13 protein-coding genes are annotated in these 15,478 nt (G+C 72.1%); 8 read left to right on the top strand and 5 right to left on the bottom strand.

The genetic code is table 11. The features are described 5' to 3' along the window. From CLV43_RS36025 to CLV43_RS36015, 3 genes are read left to right on the top strand one after another with little or no spacing between them, the layout of a single operon-like run. On the top strand, nucleotides 1-987 hold the full coding sequence (locus tag CLV43_RS36025; RefSeq protein ID WP_106193185.1) for a hypothetical protein: 987 nt from the start codon (nucleotides 1-3) through the stop codon (nucleotides 985-987). 1 nt (nucleotide 988) lies between these two features. Beyond that, nucleotides 989-2,251 carry an adenylosuccinate synthetase gene (locus CLV43_RS36020; protein WP_106193184.1) on the top strand — a complete coding sequence of 421 codons (1,263 nt, stop codon included), beginning with the start codon at nucleotides 989-991 and terminating at the stop codon, nucleotides 2,249-2,251. A gap of 19 nt (nucleotides 2,252-2,270) precedes the next feature. Further along, nucleotides 2,271-2,918: an NUDIX hydrolase gene (locus tag CLV43_RS36015; RefSeq protein WP_106193183.1), complete on the top strand. Its 648-nt coding sequence runs from the start codon at nucleotides 2,271-2,273 to the stop codon at nucleotides 2,916-2,918. 352 nt (nucleotides 2,919-3,270) lie between these two features. On the opposite strand, the gene CLV43_RS36010 is transcribed toward CLV43_RS36015, so the two are convergent. After that, nucleotides 3,271-4,410 carry a serine hydrolase domain-containing protein gene (locus tag CLV43_RS36010; protein ID WP_106193181.1) on the bottom strand — a complete coding sequence of 380 codons (1,140 nt, stop codon included), beginning with the start codon at nucleotides 4,408-4,410 and terminating at the stop codon, nucleotides 3,271-3,273. A gap of 120 nt (nucleotides 4,411-4,530) precedes the next feature. On the opposite strand from CLV43_RS36010, the gene CLV43_RS36005 reads away from it, so the two are divergent. Continuing rightward, the gene (locus CLV43_RS36005) at nucleotides 4,531-5,124 is read left to right on the top strand and encodes a QsdR family transcriptional regulator (protein WP_106193179.1); all 594 of its coding nucleotides are present in this window, start codon (nucleotides 4,531-4,533) and stop codon (nucleotides 5,122-5,124) included. 139 nt (nucleotides 5,125-5,263) lie between these two features. After that, on the top strand, nucleotides 5,264-6,277 hold the full coding sequence (locus CLV43_RS36000) for a hypothetical protein (protein ID WP_106193178.1): 1,014 nt from the start codon (nucleotides 5,264-5,266) through the stop codon (nucleotides 6,275-6,277). Between the two features lie 60 nt (nucleotides 6,278-6,337). On the opposite strand, the gene CLV43_RS35995 is transcribed toward CLV43_RS36000, so the two are convergent. The 3 genes from CLV43_RS35995 to CLV43_RS35985 all read right to left on the bottom strand — a co-directional run bounded on the left by CLV43_RS35995 (nucleotide 6,338) and on the right by CLV43_RS35985 (nucleotide 10,053). Beyond that, nucleotides 6,338-7,816 (bottom strand): PKD domain-containing protein, encoded by a 1,479-nt coding sequence (locus CLV43_RS35995; RefSeq protein WP_106193176.1) that lies wholly within the window; start codon nucleotides 7,814-7,816, stop codon nucleotides 6,338-6,340. Between the two features lie 26 nt (nucleotides 7,817-7,842). Further along, on the bottom strand, nucleotides 7,843-9,351 hold the full coding sequence (locus CLV43_RS35990) for a PKD domain-containing protein (RefSeq protein ID WP_106193174.1): 1,509 nt from the start codon (nucleotides 9,349-9,351) through the stop codon (nucleotides 7,843-7,845). A gap of 129 nt (nucleotides 9,352-9,480) precedes the next feature. Next, a complete protein-coding gene (locus CLV43_RS35985; RefSeq protein ID WP_106193173.1) occupies nucleotides 9,481-10,053 on the bottom strand; it encodes a TetR/AcrR family transcriptional regulator in 573 nt (190 codons plus the stop codon). Between the two features lie 194 nt (nucleotides 10,054-10,247). Here CLV43_RS35985 and CLV43_RS35980 point away from each other — a divergent pair, with 194 nt between their 5' ends. The 3 genes from CLV43_RS35980 to CLV43_RS35970 are packed head-to-tail and all read left to right on the top strand — an operon-like array spanning nucleotide 10,248 to nucleotide 13,893. Further along, nucleotides 10,248-10,790, top strand: coding sequence for a (2Fe-2S)-binding protein (locus CLV43_RS35980; protein ID WP_106193171.1), 543 nt, complete (start codon nucleotides 10,248-10,250; stop codon nucleotides 10,788-10,790). Continuing rightward, a complete protein-coding gene (locus tag CLV43_RS35975) occupies nucleotides 10,787-11,779 on the top strand; it encodes an FAD binding domain-containing protein (protein ID WP_106193169.1) in 993 nt (330 codons plus the stop codon). The genes CLV43_RS35980 and CLV43_RS35975 overlap by 4 nt, the downstream gene beginning before the upstream one ends. Next, entirely contained in the window at nucleotides 11,776-13,893 is a 2,118-nt protein-coding gene (locus tag CLV43_RS35970) for a xanthine dehydrogenase family protein molybdopterin-binding subunit (protein WP_106193167.1), read from the top strand. The genes CLV43_RS35975 and CLV43_RS35970 overlap by 4 nt, the downstream gene beginning before the upstream one ends. A gap of 407 nt (nucleotides 13,894-14,300) precedes the next feature. Here CLV43_RS35970 and CLV43_RS35965 read toward each other — a convergent pair whose 3' ends face one another. Next, a complete protein-coding gene (locus CLV43_RS35965) occupies nucleotides 14,301-15,452 on the bottom strand; it encodes a phosphotransferase enzyme family protein (protein WP_106193166.1) in 1,152 nt (383 codons plus the stop codon). Nucleotides 15,453-15,478 lie beyond the last annotated feature (26 nt).

Here is a 15,478-nt window from a genome sequence, read left to right as displayed (position 1 = left end):
ATGGGACACGGCAGCTGGGACGACAACGCCTACGCGGCGGCCAAGACCTTCCGCGCGGCGAAGGGGATCGACGACTTCGGCTACACCTCGGCGATGCGCGGGACGCCGTCGGCGACGTGGAAGGCGGCACCGTCGATGGACCCGTTCGGCGTGACGGCCCGCGAGTGCCGGGACTCGCCCGACCACGCGGACTCGACACCGATCGCGGTGCTGTTCGACGTGACCGGCTCGATGGGCAGCGTCCCGAAGATCATGCAGGGCAAGCTCGGCAAGCTGCACGGGCTGTTGCGGCGCAAGGGCTACCTGGCCGACCCGCAGCTGCTGTTCGGCGGGATCGGCGACGCCGACAGCGACCGGGTGCCGCTCCAGGTCGGCCAGTTCGAGTCGGACAACCGGATGGACGAGCAGCTGCGCGACATCTTCCTGGAGGGCAACGGCGGCGGCCAGAAGAGCGAGTCCTACGAGCTGGCCGCGTACTTCATGGCGCGGCACGTCGTCACCGACGCGTGGCGGAAGCGCGGTCGCAAGGGGTACCTGTTCATCATCGGCGACGAGCTCAACAAGCCGCGGCTGGAGGCCCGGCACGTCAAGCGGGTCATCGGCGACGACCTCGGCCAGGACGTCGACCCCGTGTCGGTGTACCGCGAGCTGGCCCGCAAGTGGCACGTGTACTTCGTGCTGCCGAACAAGTCCTCCTACTACGACGACCCCGCCATCGCCGACCACTGGCGCGACGTGCTCGGCCAGAACTTCCTCAAGCTGGACGACCCCGGCGCGGTGTGCGAGCTGATCGCCGCGACCATCGGGCTGGAGGAGCGCGTGGTCGACCTCGACCAGGCGATGGTGGACCTCGCCGAGGTGGGGTCGGCGGCCGAGAGCCGCGCGGTCGGCAAGGCGCTGGTCCAGGTCGGCGCGGGCGCCAAGGCGCTCACCAGGTCGGGCACTCCCCCGATGCTGGACGGCCCCGACGACGTCACGCTGGCCTGACGTGGGGACCGGGGAGCACGTCGTCGTGGTCGGGCTGGGCTTCGGCGACGAGGGCAAGGGAGCGGTGGTCGACGCGCTGTGCGCCGACGGCCCGGTGACGGCGGTGGTGCGGTTCAACGGCGGCGCCCAAGCCGCGCACAACGTGGTCGTCGGCGACCGGCACCACACGTTCAGCCAGTTCGGGTCCGGCACGCTCGCGGGCGTGCCGACCTTCCTGTCCCGGCACGTGCTGGTCGAGCCGATCGCGCTGGCCACCGAGTCGCGCGAGCTGGCGGCACTGGGCGTCGAGGACCCGTTGGGGATGGTGTCGGTCGACGCCGACGCGCTGCTCACGACGCCGTTCCACGTGGCCGCGAACCGGGCGCGGGAGGACGCCAGGGGCGAGGGCAGGCACGGCTCGTGCGGCAAGGGCATCGGCGAGACGGCCTGGTACGCGCTGCTGGAACGACGGGGCGCCGCGGCGGGTGACGTCGTGGAGGGCCAGGAGGTGCCCGGCACGCCGGGGTCCGCCCCGACCGTGGGCGACTGCGCGGACCCGAAGGCGTTGCGCCGCAAGCTCGACGCGCTGGCGCGGTGCTACGCGCCGCTGGTCGGCGACGGGCACTCGGTCGACGAGCTCGTGTCGCTCTACCGGGCGTTCGCGGACGCCGTGCGGACGACCTCGGGCGACGAGGTGGGCCGCCTCGCCGACACCGGGCGGCTCGTCTTCGAAGGGGCGCAAGGGGTCCTGCTCGACGAGCACCGAGGGTTCCACCCGCACACCACGTGGTCCACCGTCACGCCGGACAACGCCCGCGCCCTGCTCGGCGGCCGGTCCGCCCGCGTCCTCGGCGTGACGCGGACCTACCAGACCCGGCACGGCGCCGGGCCGCTGCCGACCGAGGACGCCGCGCTGCTCCCCCGGTTCCCCGAACGCCACAACGGCACCGGCGAGTACCAGGGCGCGTGGCGGGCCGGACACCTGGACGCGGTGCTGCTGCGGTACGCCGTGGCCGCGTGCGGCGGGGTCGACGGGCTGGCCGTCACCCACCTGGACGCACCCACCTCGTGGGTCGCGACCGCGTACTGGGCGGACTCGACGCGGTACACCGCACTGCCCGACCGCTCCGACCCGACGGGGTTCCTGACCAGGTGCGTCCCGGAACTGGAGGCCATGCCGGATCCCGTGGCGTGGCTGGAGGGGGCGCTCGGCGTGCCGGTGGCGGTCACCGCTTCGGGTGCCGACCGCGACAACTACTCCGTCCGGACCCCGGTGCCGCGCTGAGGTGCGGGAGAATCCGGGCATGGACGCGCCCCGAATCGAGTCGACGTTGGTGTCGGTGGACGTGCTCGCGCTGAGGTTCGACCCGGCGACGCGCGCGGTGCTGCTGGGGGTCGCACCGCGCGCGCTCGACCCGTTCGCCGGAGAGCTCGCGCTACCCGGCGTGCTGCTCGGTCGGGGTGAACGGCTGCGCGACGCGACGCGGCGGGCGGTGACCGGGAAGCTCGGCGTGGCCGAGGAGGCGATGACGGCGACGGGACAGCTGGCCACGTTCGACGAACCGTCGCGCGACCCGCGCGGGCCGACGCTCTCCATCGCCCTGTGGGCCACGGTGGACCCCGCCCACCTCGGCGGTGCGGGGCCGACGTGGGTACCGCTGACAGCCGTGCCGCCGTTGGCGTTCGACCACGACCGGATCGTGGCCGACTGCAGGCCGCTGCTGGCCGACCGGCTGTGGCGGGACACGGCGTTCACGTCCGGGCTGCTGGGGAGGGAGTTCACGACCGCGCAGGCGTTGGACGTGACGGAGGTGCTGACGGGGGATCGACCGTACCCGGCGAACCTGGGGAGGACGATGGATCGGATACCGGGGTTGGAGAGGACGGAGCAGCATGCGGCGTCGTTGCCGAAGGGAGGACGGCCGCCGTTGGTGTGGAGGTGGGTTTCTTGAGGGGACAACGGGTCTGGTTGGGCGGTTGCTCGACAGCGGGTATCGCCGCAGAGGGTCAAACGGGTATAGCCGCAGAGGGTTCAAGCGGGGTGTCGCTGCGGCCGTGGGGGGTGCGGCCGACTTGACTTGGGGCCCCTTTTTTGGGCTTCGTCGGGCGAAAAAGGGCAGGTGGTAGAGCCTGCCCGCCGACGCAAGTCTAAGCCCAAAAACCCCAAGTCAAGTCGGCCGCTGGCGGACGGGCGGGCTCGATTTCGTTGTGGTCGAGCGTGATCGGTTTCGGTTTCGGTTCGTTGTGGTCGGTGAGTTTTTCTTGCTTTGCCCTGCTTCTTTGGCTTGGCTCCACTGTGGACTTTCAGTCGAGGCAGGCGTAGGTGGTTTCTACGTAGTCCTGGGAGCGGTCGGAGCCGATGATGCCGGGGGCCATTTTGTTCATCATGTAGCTGATGGTGACGTGGCGGTCGAGGTCCATGATGATGACGGAGCCGCCCCAGCCGCCCCAGTAGCAGGCGCGGCCCTGGGGGGCGTAGGGGACGGTTTGGGTTTCGGGGAGGGCGAAGCCGATGCCGAAGCGGAGGGGGACGCCCAGGACGAGGTCGGGGGCGTGGGACTGTTCGTCGAAGATGATGTCGATGGTGTCCGGCGAGAGCAGGCGGACGCCGTCGACGGTGCCGCCGAGCGCGAGGGACTTGAGGATGCGGGCGACGGAGCGGGCGTTGCCGTGGCCGTTGACGGCGCCCATGTCGGCGTGGCGCCAGCCGGGGGTGTTGGCGGTGGAGGCGTCGGTGGCGGGAGCGGTGAAGGTCTTGACCATGGGGGCCTCGGGGTCCATGGCGGCGAGGTCGAACGGGAGCGGGGGTGGGGGGACGACCGGGGCGATGCGGTGCCAGTCGGACTCGAGGGCGCCGATCTGGAAGTCGGCGCCGAGCGGGCCCGCGAGCTCGTCGGTGACGAAGGCCTTGAGGGGTGTGCCGGTCACCCTGCGGACCAGCTCGCCGATGAGGTGGCCCTGGTTGCTGGCGTGGTAGCCCGAGGCGGTTCCCGGTTCCCACCAGGGTTTCTGCGCGGCGAGTCGCCGAGTGGCAGTGCCCCAGTCGTACATGTCCTCGACGGTGAACGGGGCCTCCCAGCCGGACACCCCCGAGGTGTGGCTGAGCAGGTGCCGGACCTCGATGCGCTCCTTGCCGTTCTCGGCGAACTCCGGCCAGTACTTCGCGACGGGCGCGTACGGGTCGAGCAGGCCGCGGTCGACGAGCACGAGGGCGGAGAGGTTGGTGACGGTCTTGGTGGTCGACCAGACGTTGGTGATGGTGTCCTCGGTCCACGGCGAGGTGTGCGCGGTGTCGCGCCAGCCGCCCCAGATGTCGACGACGGTCGTGCCGCCCACGTCCACGACGACGCTCGCGCCCAGCTCGTTGCCCGACTCCAGCTGACGGGCGAGGGCGTCCTTCACGGGTTCGAACCGGGCGTCCCAGCTCCCTGACACATCGACCATGGCTCCAAGCCCTTCTCGCGCAACGCTGAGCGATCATGGTGCATTTCTGCAACACACCACGGAAGTCGTTACACTCTAGGCTCGCCGAACACGGGTGGGCAAGGGATCGACGGGGGCACCGTGGACGAGCAGGAGCAGGTCACCGCGTTGGACAGGGCGTTGCGCGGCACGTCGTCGCGGCCGACCGTGATGGACGCGTTCGCGGCCGCGCGCCGCCGGTTCGCGACCGGCGAGCGGATCGACATGCAGGGGCTGGCCGACGAGCTGGGCGTCAACCGGGTCACCCTGTACCGCTGGGTGGGGTCGCGCGAGCAGCTGATCACCGAGGTGCTGTGGGCGGCCACCCGCAAGACGTTCGACGGCTACCGCACCGAGACCGCGGAGGGTCCGCGCGCCGCCGCGGCGCTGACCGCGTTCGTCCGCGACGTGAACAACCACCCCGGCATGCGGCAGCTGCTGCGCGACGAGCCCGCGTTCGCGCTGGGTCTGCTGACCAGCACGTCGGGCGAGTACCAGCAGCGGTACCTCGGCCTGATCCGCGAGCTGATCTCCGAGGACCGCGCGGCGGGTCTGGTCTCGACGGAGATCCCGTTGGAGGACCTCGCCTACACCGCCGCGCGCATCACCGAGTCCTACATCCACACCCGCGTGCTCATCGACGAACAGCCCGACGCGCGGCGCGCCGAGGTCGTGCTGCGGGTGCTGCTGCGCTGACCGCGACGGGAGGTAGCTCCCGTTCGTCCGTTCTATCGAGTCGCTGTCTCCCCACGTCTCACTTGGTTGAACGTTGAACCACTTTGGGCATAGTGGTCCGTCGGCGCCGCTCGGGCGCCGCAGACGAGGAGCAGCGACCGTGACCTCACACCGGACCAAGACCCTCGCCGCGCTCGCGGTGGTGGTGCTCGTCCCCGTGGCGCCCCTCGTGACCGCCCCCGCCGCCTCGGCGGCGAGCTCGAAGTTCTGCGACGGCGGCGGGTTCACCGTGCTGGGCAAGAGCGGCAGCAACGAGTTCCGCGGCACCGTGCCCGCGCCCGCGGGGCGGTTCACCGTGCAGGGCAAGTACACCCGGTTCGACGTCGACCCGGCCACGCTGGGCGTCTACGACTACGGGTTCACCGGGGCCGCGAACGTCGGCGACATGACCGGCGGGCGGGCCACCCCCGTGTACGCGAGCAAGGTGCCCGACCACCGCGGCCTGACCATGACCGGCGGCATCGAGCTGCGGGTGCGCAAGGAGACCGTGGAGATCAGCCGCAAGGGCACCGGCGGGCTGAGCGTGAAGATCACCGCGAAGGACTGCGCGCAGGGCGGGATCTTCCAGATGGAGCCCGAACGCGGCGACGGCGCGCGGACCCGGATCGTGCACACGTTGGCGGACAACACCTTCTACTACGACAACCCGGCGTTCCGCGCGCAGCTGGGCAAGTTCCTCGGCTCGCAGTGCACGGACGTCGCGACCGGCCCGCCCGACCAGTTCTGCGTGCAGGTCGCGCCGCGGGTCAACATCGCCGACGACGGCGCGCCCAAGCTCGTGCTGCGCGACAGCGCCCAGGTCGCCACCCGGATCCGGCAGGCGTCCTGCGGACCGGACTTCACCAACGCCCTCGGCCTGTCCGAGACCCGCGACCACTGCGGCGGCGTGAGCGTCTGGGACGTGGCCAGCGGCGGCCGGATGGGCATGGTGACCGGTGAGGACGCGACCGAGGTCGCGAACCCGCCGACCGCCTGCACCACCGACTGCCAGGCGGAGAACGGCGTGAACGGCGAGCTGGCCGTGCTCGGCTTCCCCTCCCCCGCCCCGGCGGCGAGCAGGCTGACCCCGCGCTCGTCCACCGACGGGCTGGACAGCCCCATCACCGCCCCGTAGCGGGAGCGTGCCCGGTGCGGCACAGCGTCGCACCGGGCACGTCCGTCCGATCAGGACCGGTCAGCGCACGCCCGCGAGCTTCGCCCGCACGGTCGTCGTGCCGGTCGCCTGGTTGTCCGCGGGCCTGGCGTCCTGGTAGCGGTCGGGGATCACCGCCACGGCCCTGAACACCACCGCGCCCACGTCGGCGGGCCCGTAGGTGTAGGCGAACGGGAAGTCCACCTTGCCGCCCGCCCGCGCGGGCACCGCCTGGGTGAGCTGCCCGATCTGCCGCGGCTGCCCGTCCACGACCTTGAACAGGTCGACCCGCACGGTCTCGGCGTAGCGGGTGTTCACCACCGACACCGTGAGCCGCCCGGTCTGGTCGACCTTCGCCGAGGCGGGCACGGTGAACGCGGACACGGCCACGTCGTGCGTCTCGACCACCAGCTCCGCCGAGCCCGTCCCGGTGCGCCCGTCGGACGTCGTGCCGGTCACCTCGACGGTGTAGGTGCCGTCGGCGGCGTACCGGTGCCGGACGCGCTCGCCGGTGATGGCGGCCGACGTGCCGTCGCCGAACCGCACCTCGCCGCCGACGAGGTCCCGGCCGAGCGGGTCGCCGGAGGACGGGAAGACCTCGACGTCGTCGTACACCGACGGCCGCGCCGGGGAGAACCAGGGATCGGGCCGGAGCGGGGACGCGGTGGTCATCCGCAGCTCGAACCAGCCGGCGCTCGCGGCCTCCTCGGCCACCCGGATGCGGTAGGTCTCCCCCGCGACCGCCGTGAACACCGCCGTGGTGTACCGCGACGGCACGCAGTCCACTTCGGACAGTCCACCGAGAGCACTACCCCGGTACACCGCGACGGACGGCTGCCGGAAGGCGGTGGCGACGAGCGCCACCGACCGGGTGGTCGGCGAGGTGTAGGTATACCAGGCGGACCGGTCCGCGGACCGGTCGCAGCTCGCGACCGGCTCACCCGGCTCGACGGAGGTCGGCCCCAGCTCGCCCTCCACCACGGCGGGCGGACCGGTGAGCGCCTGCGCGGAGGCGAAGTCGTCGTTGGGCGCGGGCCTCGCGGCCTCCACCCGCACGGACACCGGTCCGCCGTAGTAGAAGGCCCCCACCAGCAGGTGGTAGGACGTGCCCGCGGTGACCTGGAAGGTCCGCGGGGTGCCGCTGTCGTAGGAGCAGGAGCCCGCCACCAGGTCGAGGTCGCCCCGGACGCCGGTGTAGGCGGAGATCAGCGGGGAGAACCCGGTGCCCGACGCGACGAACCTGACCATCCCGTCCCGCTCGGCGGTGTAGTCGAACCACACGGTGTTCCTGGTGTAGCCGTAGCAGGACGTCGGGTCGTCGTCGTCCACTGTGGACTCGGCGGTGTCGAGGGTCGTGGCGAACGGCAGCGCGGTGACCGGCGTCGCCGAGCCGAGGTCGTCGTTGGACGGCGCCTCGGCGTGCGCGACACCGGGGGCCAGCAGGGCCACGACGGCGGCGACGAGGGCGATGAGCGGCGTTCGAGGGCGCGCGGAGGCGCGCCGTCCGGTGGACAGCGTCATCATGTTCCTTTCCGGGAGGTCGCGGGTCAGGCGGACTTCATGGCCGTGGTGCCGGGCTTCACCGTCGTGGCGAGGGCGATCACCTCGTTGTCCGCGGGCCTGGCGTCGCGGACGGGGTACGGCAGCCGGACCACGGCCCGGAAGGCGACCTTGCCCATGAGGGCGTCGGCCGCGGTGAACGTGTAGGAGAACGGGACGTCGACCTTGCCGGTCTCCCGTGCCGGGACGTCGAGGGTGGTCGTCCCCACGAGGGTCCTGCTCTGGCCGTTGTCCACGTAGAGGTCGACCGTCGCGGACTCGCGGTAGCGCGTGTTGGCCAGCCGCACGGTGACCGGCTTGCTCTGCCCGGCCTTGGCCGAGGAGGGCACGGTGAACTTCGTGATCGCCACGTCGTGCGACTCGACGGTGACGGCGCGGGTGGTGGTGCCGACGCGGCCGTCGCGGGTCACGACGGTCACGCCCACCTGGTAGACCCCGTCCGCGGCGAAGTGGTGGTAGGTGGGGCCCTGCTCCCGCACCGGCGCCGTGGTGCCGTCGCCGAAGTCCCACTCACCGCTCACGACGGGCTCGCGGAACGGGTCCCACATGTCGGCGGTGAAGCCGACCTCCTCGTAGATCGTCGGGTCCGACGGCCAGACGTCGACGTACGGGTCGAGCCGCGGCGCCTCGGTCAAGCTCACCCCCACGGTGTCCGAGAGGTCGGGCCACCCGGCGACGCGGATCCGGTAGGTCGTGCCCGCGGTCGCCAGGAACACCAGCGGGTCCCACCGGCTCGTCGTGCAGGCGACCTGCGTCAACCCCGCGATGGTGTCGCCCGTGTAGACGGTGGCCGTGACGTTCGAGTGGTCGAGGCCCACCACGGCGGACGTCGTCGTGGTCGGCGTGAACGAGTACCACACCGAAGGGCCGGCCTGGTCGGTGCAGCCCGAGTCGGGCTCGTCCTGCTCGTACCAGGCGGTCGACAGGTCGGGCGTCCTGGTGGCGGGCAGGCCGGTCACCGCCTCCGCGTCGGCGAAGCGGTCGTTGGGCGCCGCCGCGACGGTGGTCAGCCCGAAGGACAGGTCACCGCCCGCGACGTCGTAGCCCGCGACCATCAGGTGGTAGGTCGTCCCCGCGGTGGCGCGGAAGGTCACCGAGGCACCGGTGGACGGCTGACCGGTGTCGCAGGCCCGCGAGGCACCGCGCAACGACCCGCGCAGCCCGCTGTAGGCCGACAGGATCGTGGGGTGGTCGCTGCCCGCGGTGGTGGCGCGCAGGATGACGTCCTCGGTGGGCGTGTAGCTGAACCAGACCGAACCCTCGGCGTCGTAGTACTGGCACCAGGACGGGTCGTCGGGCGCCTTGGTCGCCCGGCTCGTGTCCTGGTGCGCGGTGAACGGCAGCGCGGTCACCACCGCGGAACCGTCGAAGTCGTCGTTGGGCAGCGCGTCGGCGTGGGCCACGCCCGCGGGCAGCACCGCGGCCAGCGCGGCCACCGCGACGACCGCGGCGGTGCGGGCGCGCGCGAACGCGCCCCGTCTCAAGGACGGCAGCATGTGGTCGATCCCCCCGTGAAAATCCGCCCCACCCGGTGGCGGGGCTCCCCTTGCCCCGTACATCGGTCACGAGCCGGTAAACGTGACAGAGTTTCGGAAACTTGCCGGGCGCGCACGACCGGGACGGGGCTACCGGGTCGCCACGAGACCGTCCATCAGCAGGTCGAGCAGCCTTTCGGCCAGGTCTCGCCGCGGCGGGTTGCCAGACGCGATCGCGATCCCGGTCAGGCTCGCCACCACGTCGGCGGCCGCCACGTCCGATCGCACGGTCCCGTCGGCGGCACCGGCCTCCAGCAGCGCGGTGACCGCGGTGTGCATCAGCTCCCGCGTCTGGTCGTAGGGGTTCACCCCGGTCGCGACCAGGGCGCGCAGCGCGTCGGCCATGCCGATCTTCGCGGAGACGTAGTCGATGAACCGCCCCATCCACGCCCTCAGCGCGCGCTTCGGGGGCAGCACCGCGAGCAGCTCACCCGAGGCCTCGCAGAGCAGGCGCAGCTCGTTGCGGTAGGCGGCCTCGATCAGCGCCTCGCGGGTCGCGAAGTTGCGGTACAGGGTGGCCGGACCCACACCCGCCTCCTTGGCGATGGCGTCCAGCGTGGCGTCCAGGCCGTCCCTGGCGAACATCACCACGGCCGTGGAGAGGATCTTGTCGCGGTTGCGCCGCGCGTCGGCGCGCAGCGGTCGCCCCTCGACCCTGTCCATGACTCGCCATCCTTCCGGCTCCCCTTGCAAGTGGAGAGAGCTATCACTTAGCATCGAAGTGAGAGTGTTCTCCACTTTAGTCGGTGTGAGACCTCCGAGCACGCACCGATGTGAAGGGCCTACGGGTGCGCCTGTCCGCGCCGTTCCGGCCCGCAGGCGGCCCGCGCCCCGTTCCCTGCCTGAGAGGACATGCTGTGCCACCCACCACGCGCAGTGACATCTCCTTGCGGGTCAACGGAGAGACGCACGTGCTCACCGTCGACAACCGCACCACGCTCCTCGACGCGCTGAGGGAGAACCTCGGCTTGACCGGTACCAAGAAGGGATGCGACCACGGCCAGTGCGGCGCGTGCACCGTGCTCGCCGACGGCAGGCGCGCCGTGTCGTGCCTGCAGCTCGCCGTCGCCGCCGAGGGGTCCGACATCACGACGATCGAGGGCATCGCCGACGGCGAGGACCTGCACCCCGTGCAGGAGGCGTTCCTAGAGCTCGACGGCTACCAGTGCGGGTACTGCACGCCCGGCCAGATCTGCTCGGCCGTCGCCGTCATCAAGGAGCACGCCGCGGGCTGGCCGAGCGCGGCCACCGCCGACGTGCGCCCCGACGCGGAGCCCGTGCCGCTGGACGCGGCGGAGATCCGCGAGCGGATGAGCGGCAACCTGTGCCGCTGCGGTGCCTACACGGCGATCGTGCGCGCCGTCGCACGCGCCTCCGACGAGACGAAGGTGACCGCGTGAAGGAGTTCGCCTACAGCCGCGCGACCGGGGTCGAGGAGGCCGTCTCGCTGCTCGCGGGCGGTTCCGAGGCCCGTTTCCTGGGCGGCGGCACCAACCTGGTCGACCTGATGAAGTCCGGTGTGGAGGCTCCCGACCTGCTGGTCGACGTGCGCGGCCTCCCGCTGGGCGGCGTCGAGGTCACCGCCGACGGCGGCCTGGTCATCGGCGCGACCACCACCAACAGCGACCTGGCCGTGCACCCCGAGGTCCGGCGCCGCTTCCCGGCGCTGTCCCAGGCGGTGCTGGCGGGTGCGTCCGGGCAGCTCCGCAACGTGGCGACCGTCGGCGGGAACCTGTTGCAGCGCACCAGGTGCGGCTACTTCGCCGACACCTCGCGGCCGTGCAACAAGCGGGTTCCCGGCAGCGGCTGCCCCGCGATCGAGGGCGAGCACCACAACCACGCGATCCTCGGCTGGAGCGACCACTGCGTCGCGACCAACCCGTCCGACATGGGCGTGGCGCTGGCCGCGTTCGACGCGGTGGTCTCCTACGAGACCGTGGACGGTCCCGGTGAGCTGCCGCTGGCCGAGTTCTACCCGGCCGTCGGCGACACCCCGCACGTGGAGACGGCGCTGCCCGCGGGAGCGCTGATCACCGCGGTCACCCTGCCCGCGGCACCCGTCGCGGCCCGCTCGCGCTACCGCAAGGTCCGCGAGCGCGCGTCCTACGCCTTCGCCACCGGCTCCCTCGCGGCGGCGCTGGACGTGCGGGACGGCGTCGTCCACGAGGTCCGGATCGCGTTCGGCGCGGTCGCCTCGCGGCCGTGGCGGGCCCGCGCCGCCGAGCTGTCCCTGACCGGCGCGCCCGCGACGGCGGAGTCCTTCGCCGCCGCGGCCGACGCCGAGCTGGCGGCGGCCAAGCCGTTGGCGCACAACGGGTACAAGATCCCGCTGCTGCGCAACCTGGTCGTGTCCGTGCTGACCGAACTAGCCGAGGAGGCGGCCCGATGACCGACCTGACCGAGAGCATCAGCGCACCACCCGTCGGCGTCGTGGGCACGTCCCACGTCCGCCTGGAGGGCCGGGAGAAGGTCACCGGCGCCGCGCGCTACGCCGCCGACGTCCCGTTCGAGGGGCTCGCGCACGGTTCGCTGGTCCTCGCCACGGTGGCGCGCGGCCGGATCACCTCCATCGGGGTCGACGACGTGCTGGCGATGCCCGGTGTGCTGGGTGTCATCCACCACGGCAACGCACCTCGACTCAACCCCGAGGCGGGTCTGCTCGGCACCGGCGACGCCACCCTCCAGCTGCTCCAGGACGACCGCGTCCCGCACGTCGGCAGGCCCGTGGCGCTGGTCGTCGCGGAGACCGCCGAGCAGGCGCGGGCGGGTGCCGACGCGCTGGTCGTCACCTACGAGGAGGAGGAAGCCGACCTGGTCTTCTCCGCGGACCACCCCGGTTCCTACACCCCGGCGGCCGCACCGGAGAAGCACAAGGGCGACGTGGACGCCGAGCTCGCGGCCGCCCCGGTCGTGGTGGACCAGCGGTACACCACGCCGCAGGAGCACCACAGCGCGATGGAGCCGCACGCCTCGATGGCGCGCTGGGCGGACGGCAGGCTGGAGGTCGTCGACTCCAACCAGGGGTCGTTCCTCGTCTCCTACGTGCTGTCGGTGCTGTTCCGCCTCGACCCCGGTGTCGTCCGCGTGCGGGCCGAGCACGTGGGCGGCGGCTTCGGCTCCAAGGGCATCGGCCCGCAGCTGATCCTCGCCGTCATGGCCACCACGGAGCTCAAGCGCCCGGTCCGGGTCGCCCTGACCCGGCGCCAGGTGTTCGCCACGACCGGCATGAGGGCCGCCACCGACCAGCGGGTCCGGCTCGGTGCCGACTCCACCGGCAGGCTGCGCGCGATCGACCACGACACGGCGACCCACACCTCGACCATCCACGAGTTCGTGGAGTTCCCCGGCGAGGTCACCAACGCGCTGTACGCGGCGGACGCCATCCGCATCCGCACGTCGCTGGTGAAGGTCAACCTCCCGACGCCCACGTGGATGCGCGCACCCGGCTGCGCGCCGGGCTCGTTCGCCCTGGAGTCCGCCATGGACGAGCTGGCGGAGGCGGTGGGCGTCGACCCGGTGGAGCTGCGGCTGCGCAACGAGCCCGAGGTCGGCCCGATCTCCGGGCTGCCGTTCACCAGCCGCAACCTGGTGGGGTGCCTCACCGAGGGCGCCCGCCGCTTCGGCTGGGCCGACCGCGACCCGCGACCGGGCGTCCGCCGCGAGGGCCGGTGGCTGCTGGGCACCGGCATGGCCGCCGGCATCTACGGCGCGGGCTCGCTGCCGTCCACCGCCGCGATCACCGCGCACCCCGACGGAACGTTCACCGTCGGCATCGGTGCCGCCGACATCGGCACCGGCGCCCGCACCGCACTCGTCCTCGTGGCCGCCGACGCCCTGGAGGTGCCGACTTCCGCGATCCGCATCGACATCGCCGACAGCGACCTCGGCCAGGCCTGGTTCGCCGGCGGCTCCCGCGGCACCTCGTCGTGGACCTGGGCCATCACCGCGGCCGCCACCGACCTGCGCGAGAAACTGGCCGACATCGCCCACATCCCCGCCGACGGCATCACCGGCCGAGCCGACACCGCCCCGTTGATCGGCGCACTGGAGCAGCGCGAGAACCACGCGCACGGCGCCCAGTTCGCCGAGGTCGCCGTGGACCCGTCCAGCGGCGAGGTCCGCGTCCGCCGCATGCTCGGCATCTTCGCCGCGGGCCGCATCATCAACCCGCTCACCACCCGCAGCCAGCTCATCGGCGGCATGACCATGGGCATCTCCATGGCCCTGCACGAGGAAGGCCTGCGAGACGCCCAGTTCGGCGGCCAGGTCAACGGCGACCTCGCCGGCTACCACGTCTCCGCCCACGCCGACATCCCCGCCATCGAAGCCGACTGGGTCCCCGACTACGACCCCAGCAACCCCAGCGGCGTCAAGGGCGTCGGCGAGGTCGCCATCGTCGGCACCGCCGCCGCCGTCGCCAACGCCGTCTGGCACGCCACCGGCACCCGCCAACGCTCCCTACCGATCAGCCTGGAACGCATCCTCACCACCACAAACGCCTGAGGAACAGAAGCCAGAAACAGGCGCCGTCCTCACACCACCAGGTGCGAGGACGGCGCCTTCTAGCAAAAAGAACGCCAACAACACAAGACACCAAACCAAGCACCCAACCAAGCACCAACCAAGCACCCAACCGAGCAAACAGCCCGCCACCCCAACGAAACCGAGCACGCTCGTCCGCCGTGCGGTCGGCTTGACTTGGGGTTTTTGGGCTTAGACTTGCGGCGGCGGGCAGGCTCTACCACCTGCCCTTTTTCGCCCGACGAAGCCCAAAAAAGGGGCCCCAAGTCAAGCCGACCGCACCTAGGTCCGCTGTAGCGACACCCCCGGAGCACCACCGCGCAGCAACACCCCAGAGCACCACCGCACCGACACCCCCGGAGCCCCCTGCACCGACACCCCAACCCCGATCAACCACCCAACACCCCAAGCACCTCCTCATAAACCCCCCGGCACGGCAAATGCCCCAACAAATGCCGCAACCCCCTCTCCCCATCACCCCCTCCACCCCTCAACACCACCCGAACCTGCCCCACCACGTAGTTCACCAGCCCCACAGCGGCCCCCCGAAACGCCCCGACCTCCAACTCCGGCACCGCACCAGCCCGCTCCCCGTACCCCTCCACCAACGCACGCGCACCAGCGGCGTTGACCCCACCTCCGGGATTCACCGCCCAACTCACCAACGCCGCCGCCAACTCCCACTCCGGCGGCAACCCACCCGCGTGCTCCCACCCCGTGACGACCAACCGACCGCCCCCACCGAGAACCACGTTCCCCGGACTCAAGTTGTTGTGGCACAACACGGGATCCGAGCGGTGACCACCCTCGCCGACGGACTCCAGCTCCGCCAAGACCGGCAACGCGTCGACCAGCTCCGCCGCCCACGCCACTCCCCGGTCGACCGCCTCGCGCGCCAGCTCCGCCACCGACCCCAGCGGCCGCGCGTTCCACGGGCACACCTCGTCCACCGGCACCCGCAACCCGTGCAGCGCGGCCAGGATCCGCCCGACCTCACGGGTTGCCGCCGCGCTCACCGGTGCCGCCAGCGGTGGTCCGGAGTGCGTCCAGCGGTACACCCGCCACCGGTTCCCCGAGATCACCTCCACCGCGGCCCCCTTCGCACCGCGAACGGGAACGGGCAAAGTCACGCCCGCCCGCAGCGCTGCCTCCTGGAACCGGGTGTTCTCCTCGCCGTCGGTCACCGGGTACACCCCGTCGACCGTGCGCGCGGCCCAGCGGCCGCGGTCGGTCGTCAACGACCAGCGCCTGCCCATCTCGTCCGGACGGGACAGCGAGCGCATCGGGCCGGTCACCTCGCCCAGCCCGAACCGGGCGGCGATCCGCCGGGCCAGCGCGGGGTCGGCGACGTCGCCGCCGCCGCGCCTGCGGTCGACCTCGGCCTTCAGGTCGGTCCACGTGCGGAACCCGTACTGCTCGGCGAGCGACGCCTGCGCGTCGGAGAGCGCGGCTCCCGGATCGGAGTCGCGCAGTCCGGGCAGCAGGTCCTTCGCCTGGCGGCGCAGGTGGTCGGCGTCGGGGTTGTCGGGCAGCGTCTTCATCGGAGCACCTCGCTCACCGCCCGGAC

Origin of the sequence: Umezawaea tangerina (assembly GCF_003002815.1) — a bacterium.
In the GTDB taxonomy this organism is placed as follows: domain Bacteria; phylum Actinomycetota; class Actinomycetes; order Mycobacteriales; family Pseudonocardiaceae; genus Umezawaea; species Umezawaea tangerina.
The sequence above is the reverse complement of the archived record's forward strand: the minus strand, read 5'-3'. Positions and strand labels throughout refer to the sequence as shown.

Coding starts and splice junctions, on each gene's coding strand:
- CLV43_RS35990 (WP_106193174.1), bottom strand. CDS start 9,351: ATGCTGCCGTCCTTGAGACGGGGCGCGTTCGCGCGCGCCCGCACCGCC.
- CLV43_RS35995 (WP_106193176.1), bottom strand. CDS start 7,816: ATGACGCTGTCCACCGGACGGCGCGCCTCCGCGCGCCCTCGAACGCCG.
- CLV43_RS36025 (WP_106193185.1), top strand. CDS start 1: ATGGGACACGGCAGCTGGGACGACAACGCCTACGCGGCGGCCAAGACC.
- CLV43_RS36010 (WP_106193181.1), bottom strand. CDS start 4,410: ATGGTCGATGTGTCAGGGAGCTGGGACGCCCGGTTCGAACCCGTGAAG.
- CLV43_RS35965 (WP_106193166.1), bottom strand. CDS start 15,452: ATGAAGACGCTGCCCGACAACCCCGACGCCGACCACCTGCGCCGCCAG.
- CLV43_RS35970 (WP_106193167.1), top strand. CDS start 11,776: ATGACCGACCTGACCGAGAGCATCAGCGCACCACCCGTCGGCGTCGTG.
- CLV43_RS35985 (WP_106193173.1), bottom strand. CDS start 10,053: ATGGACAGGGTCGAGGGGCGACCGCTGCGCGCCGACGCGCGGCGCAAC.
- CLV43_RS36015 (WP_106193183.1), top strand. CDS start 2,271: ATGGACGCGCCCCGAATCGAGTCGACGTTGGTGTCGGTGGACGTGCTC.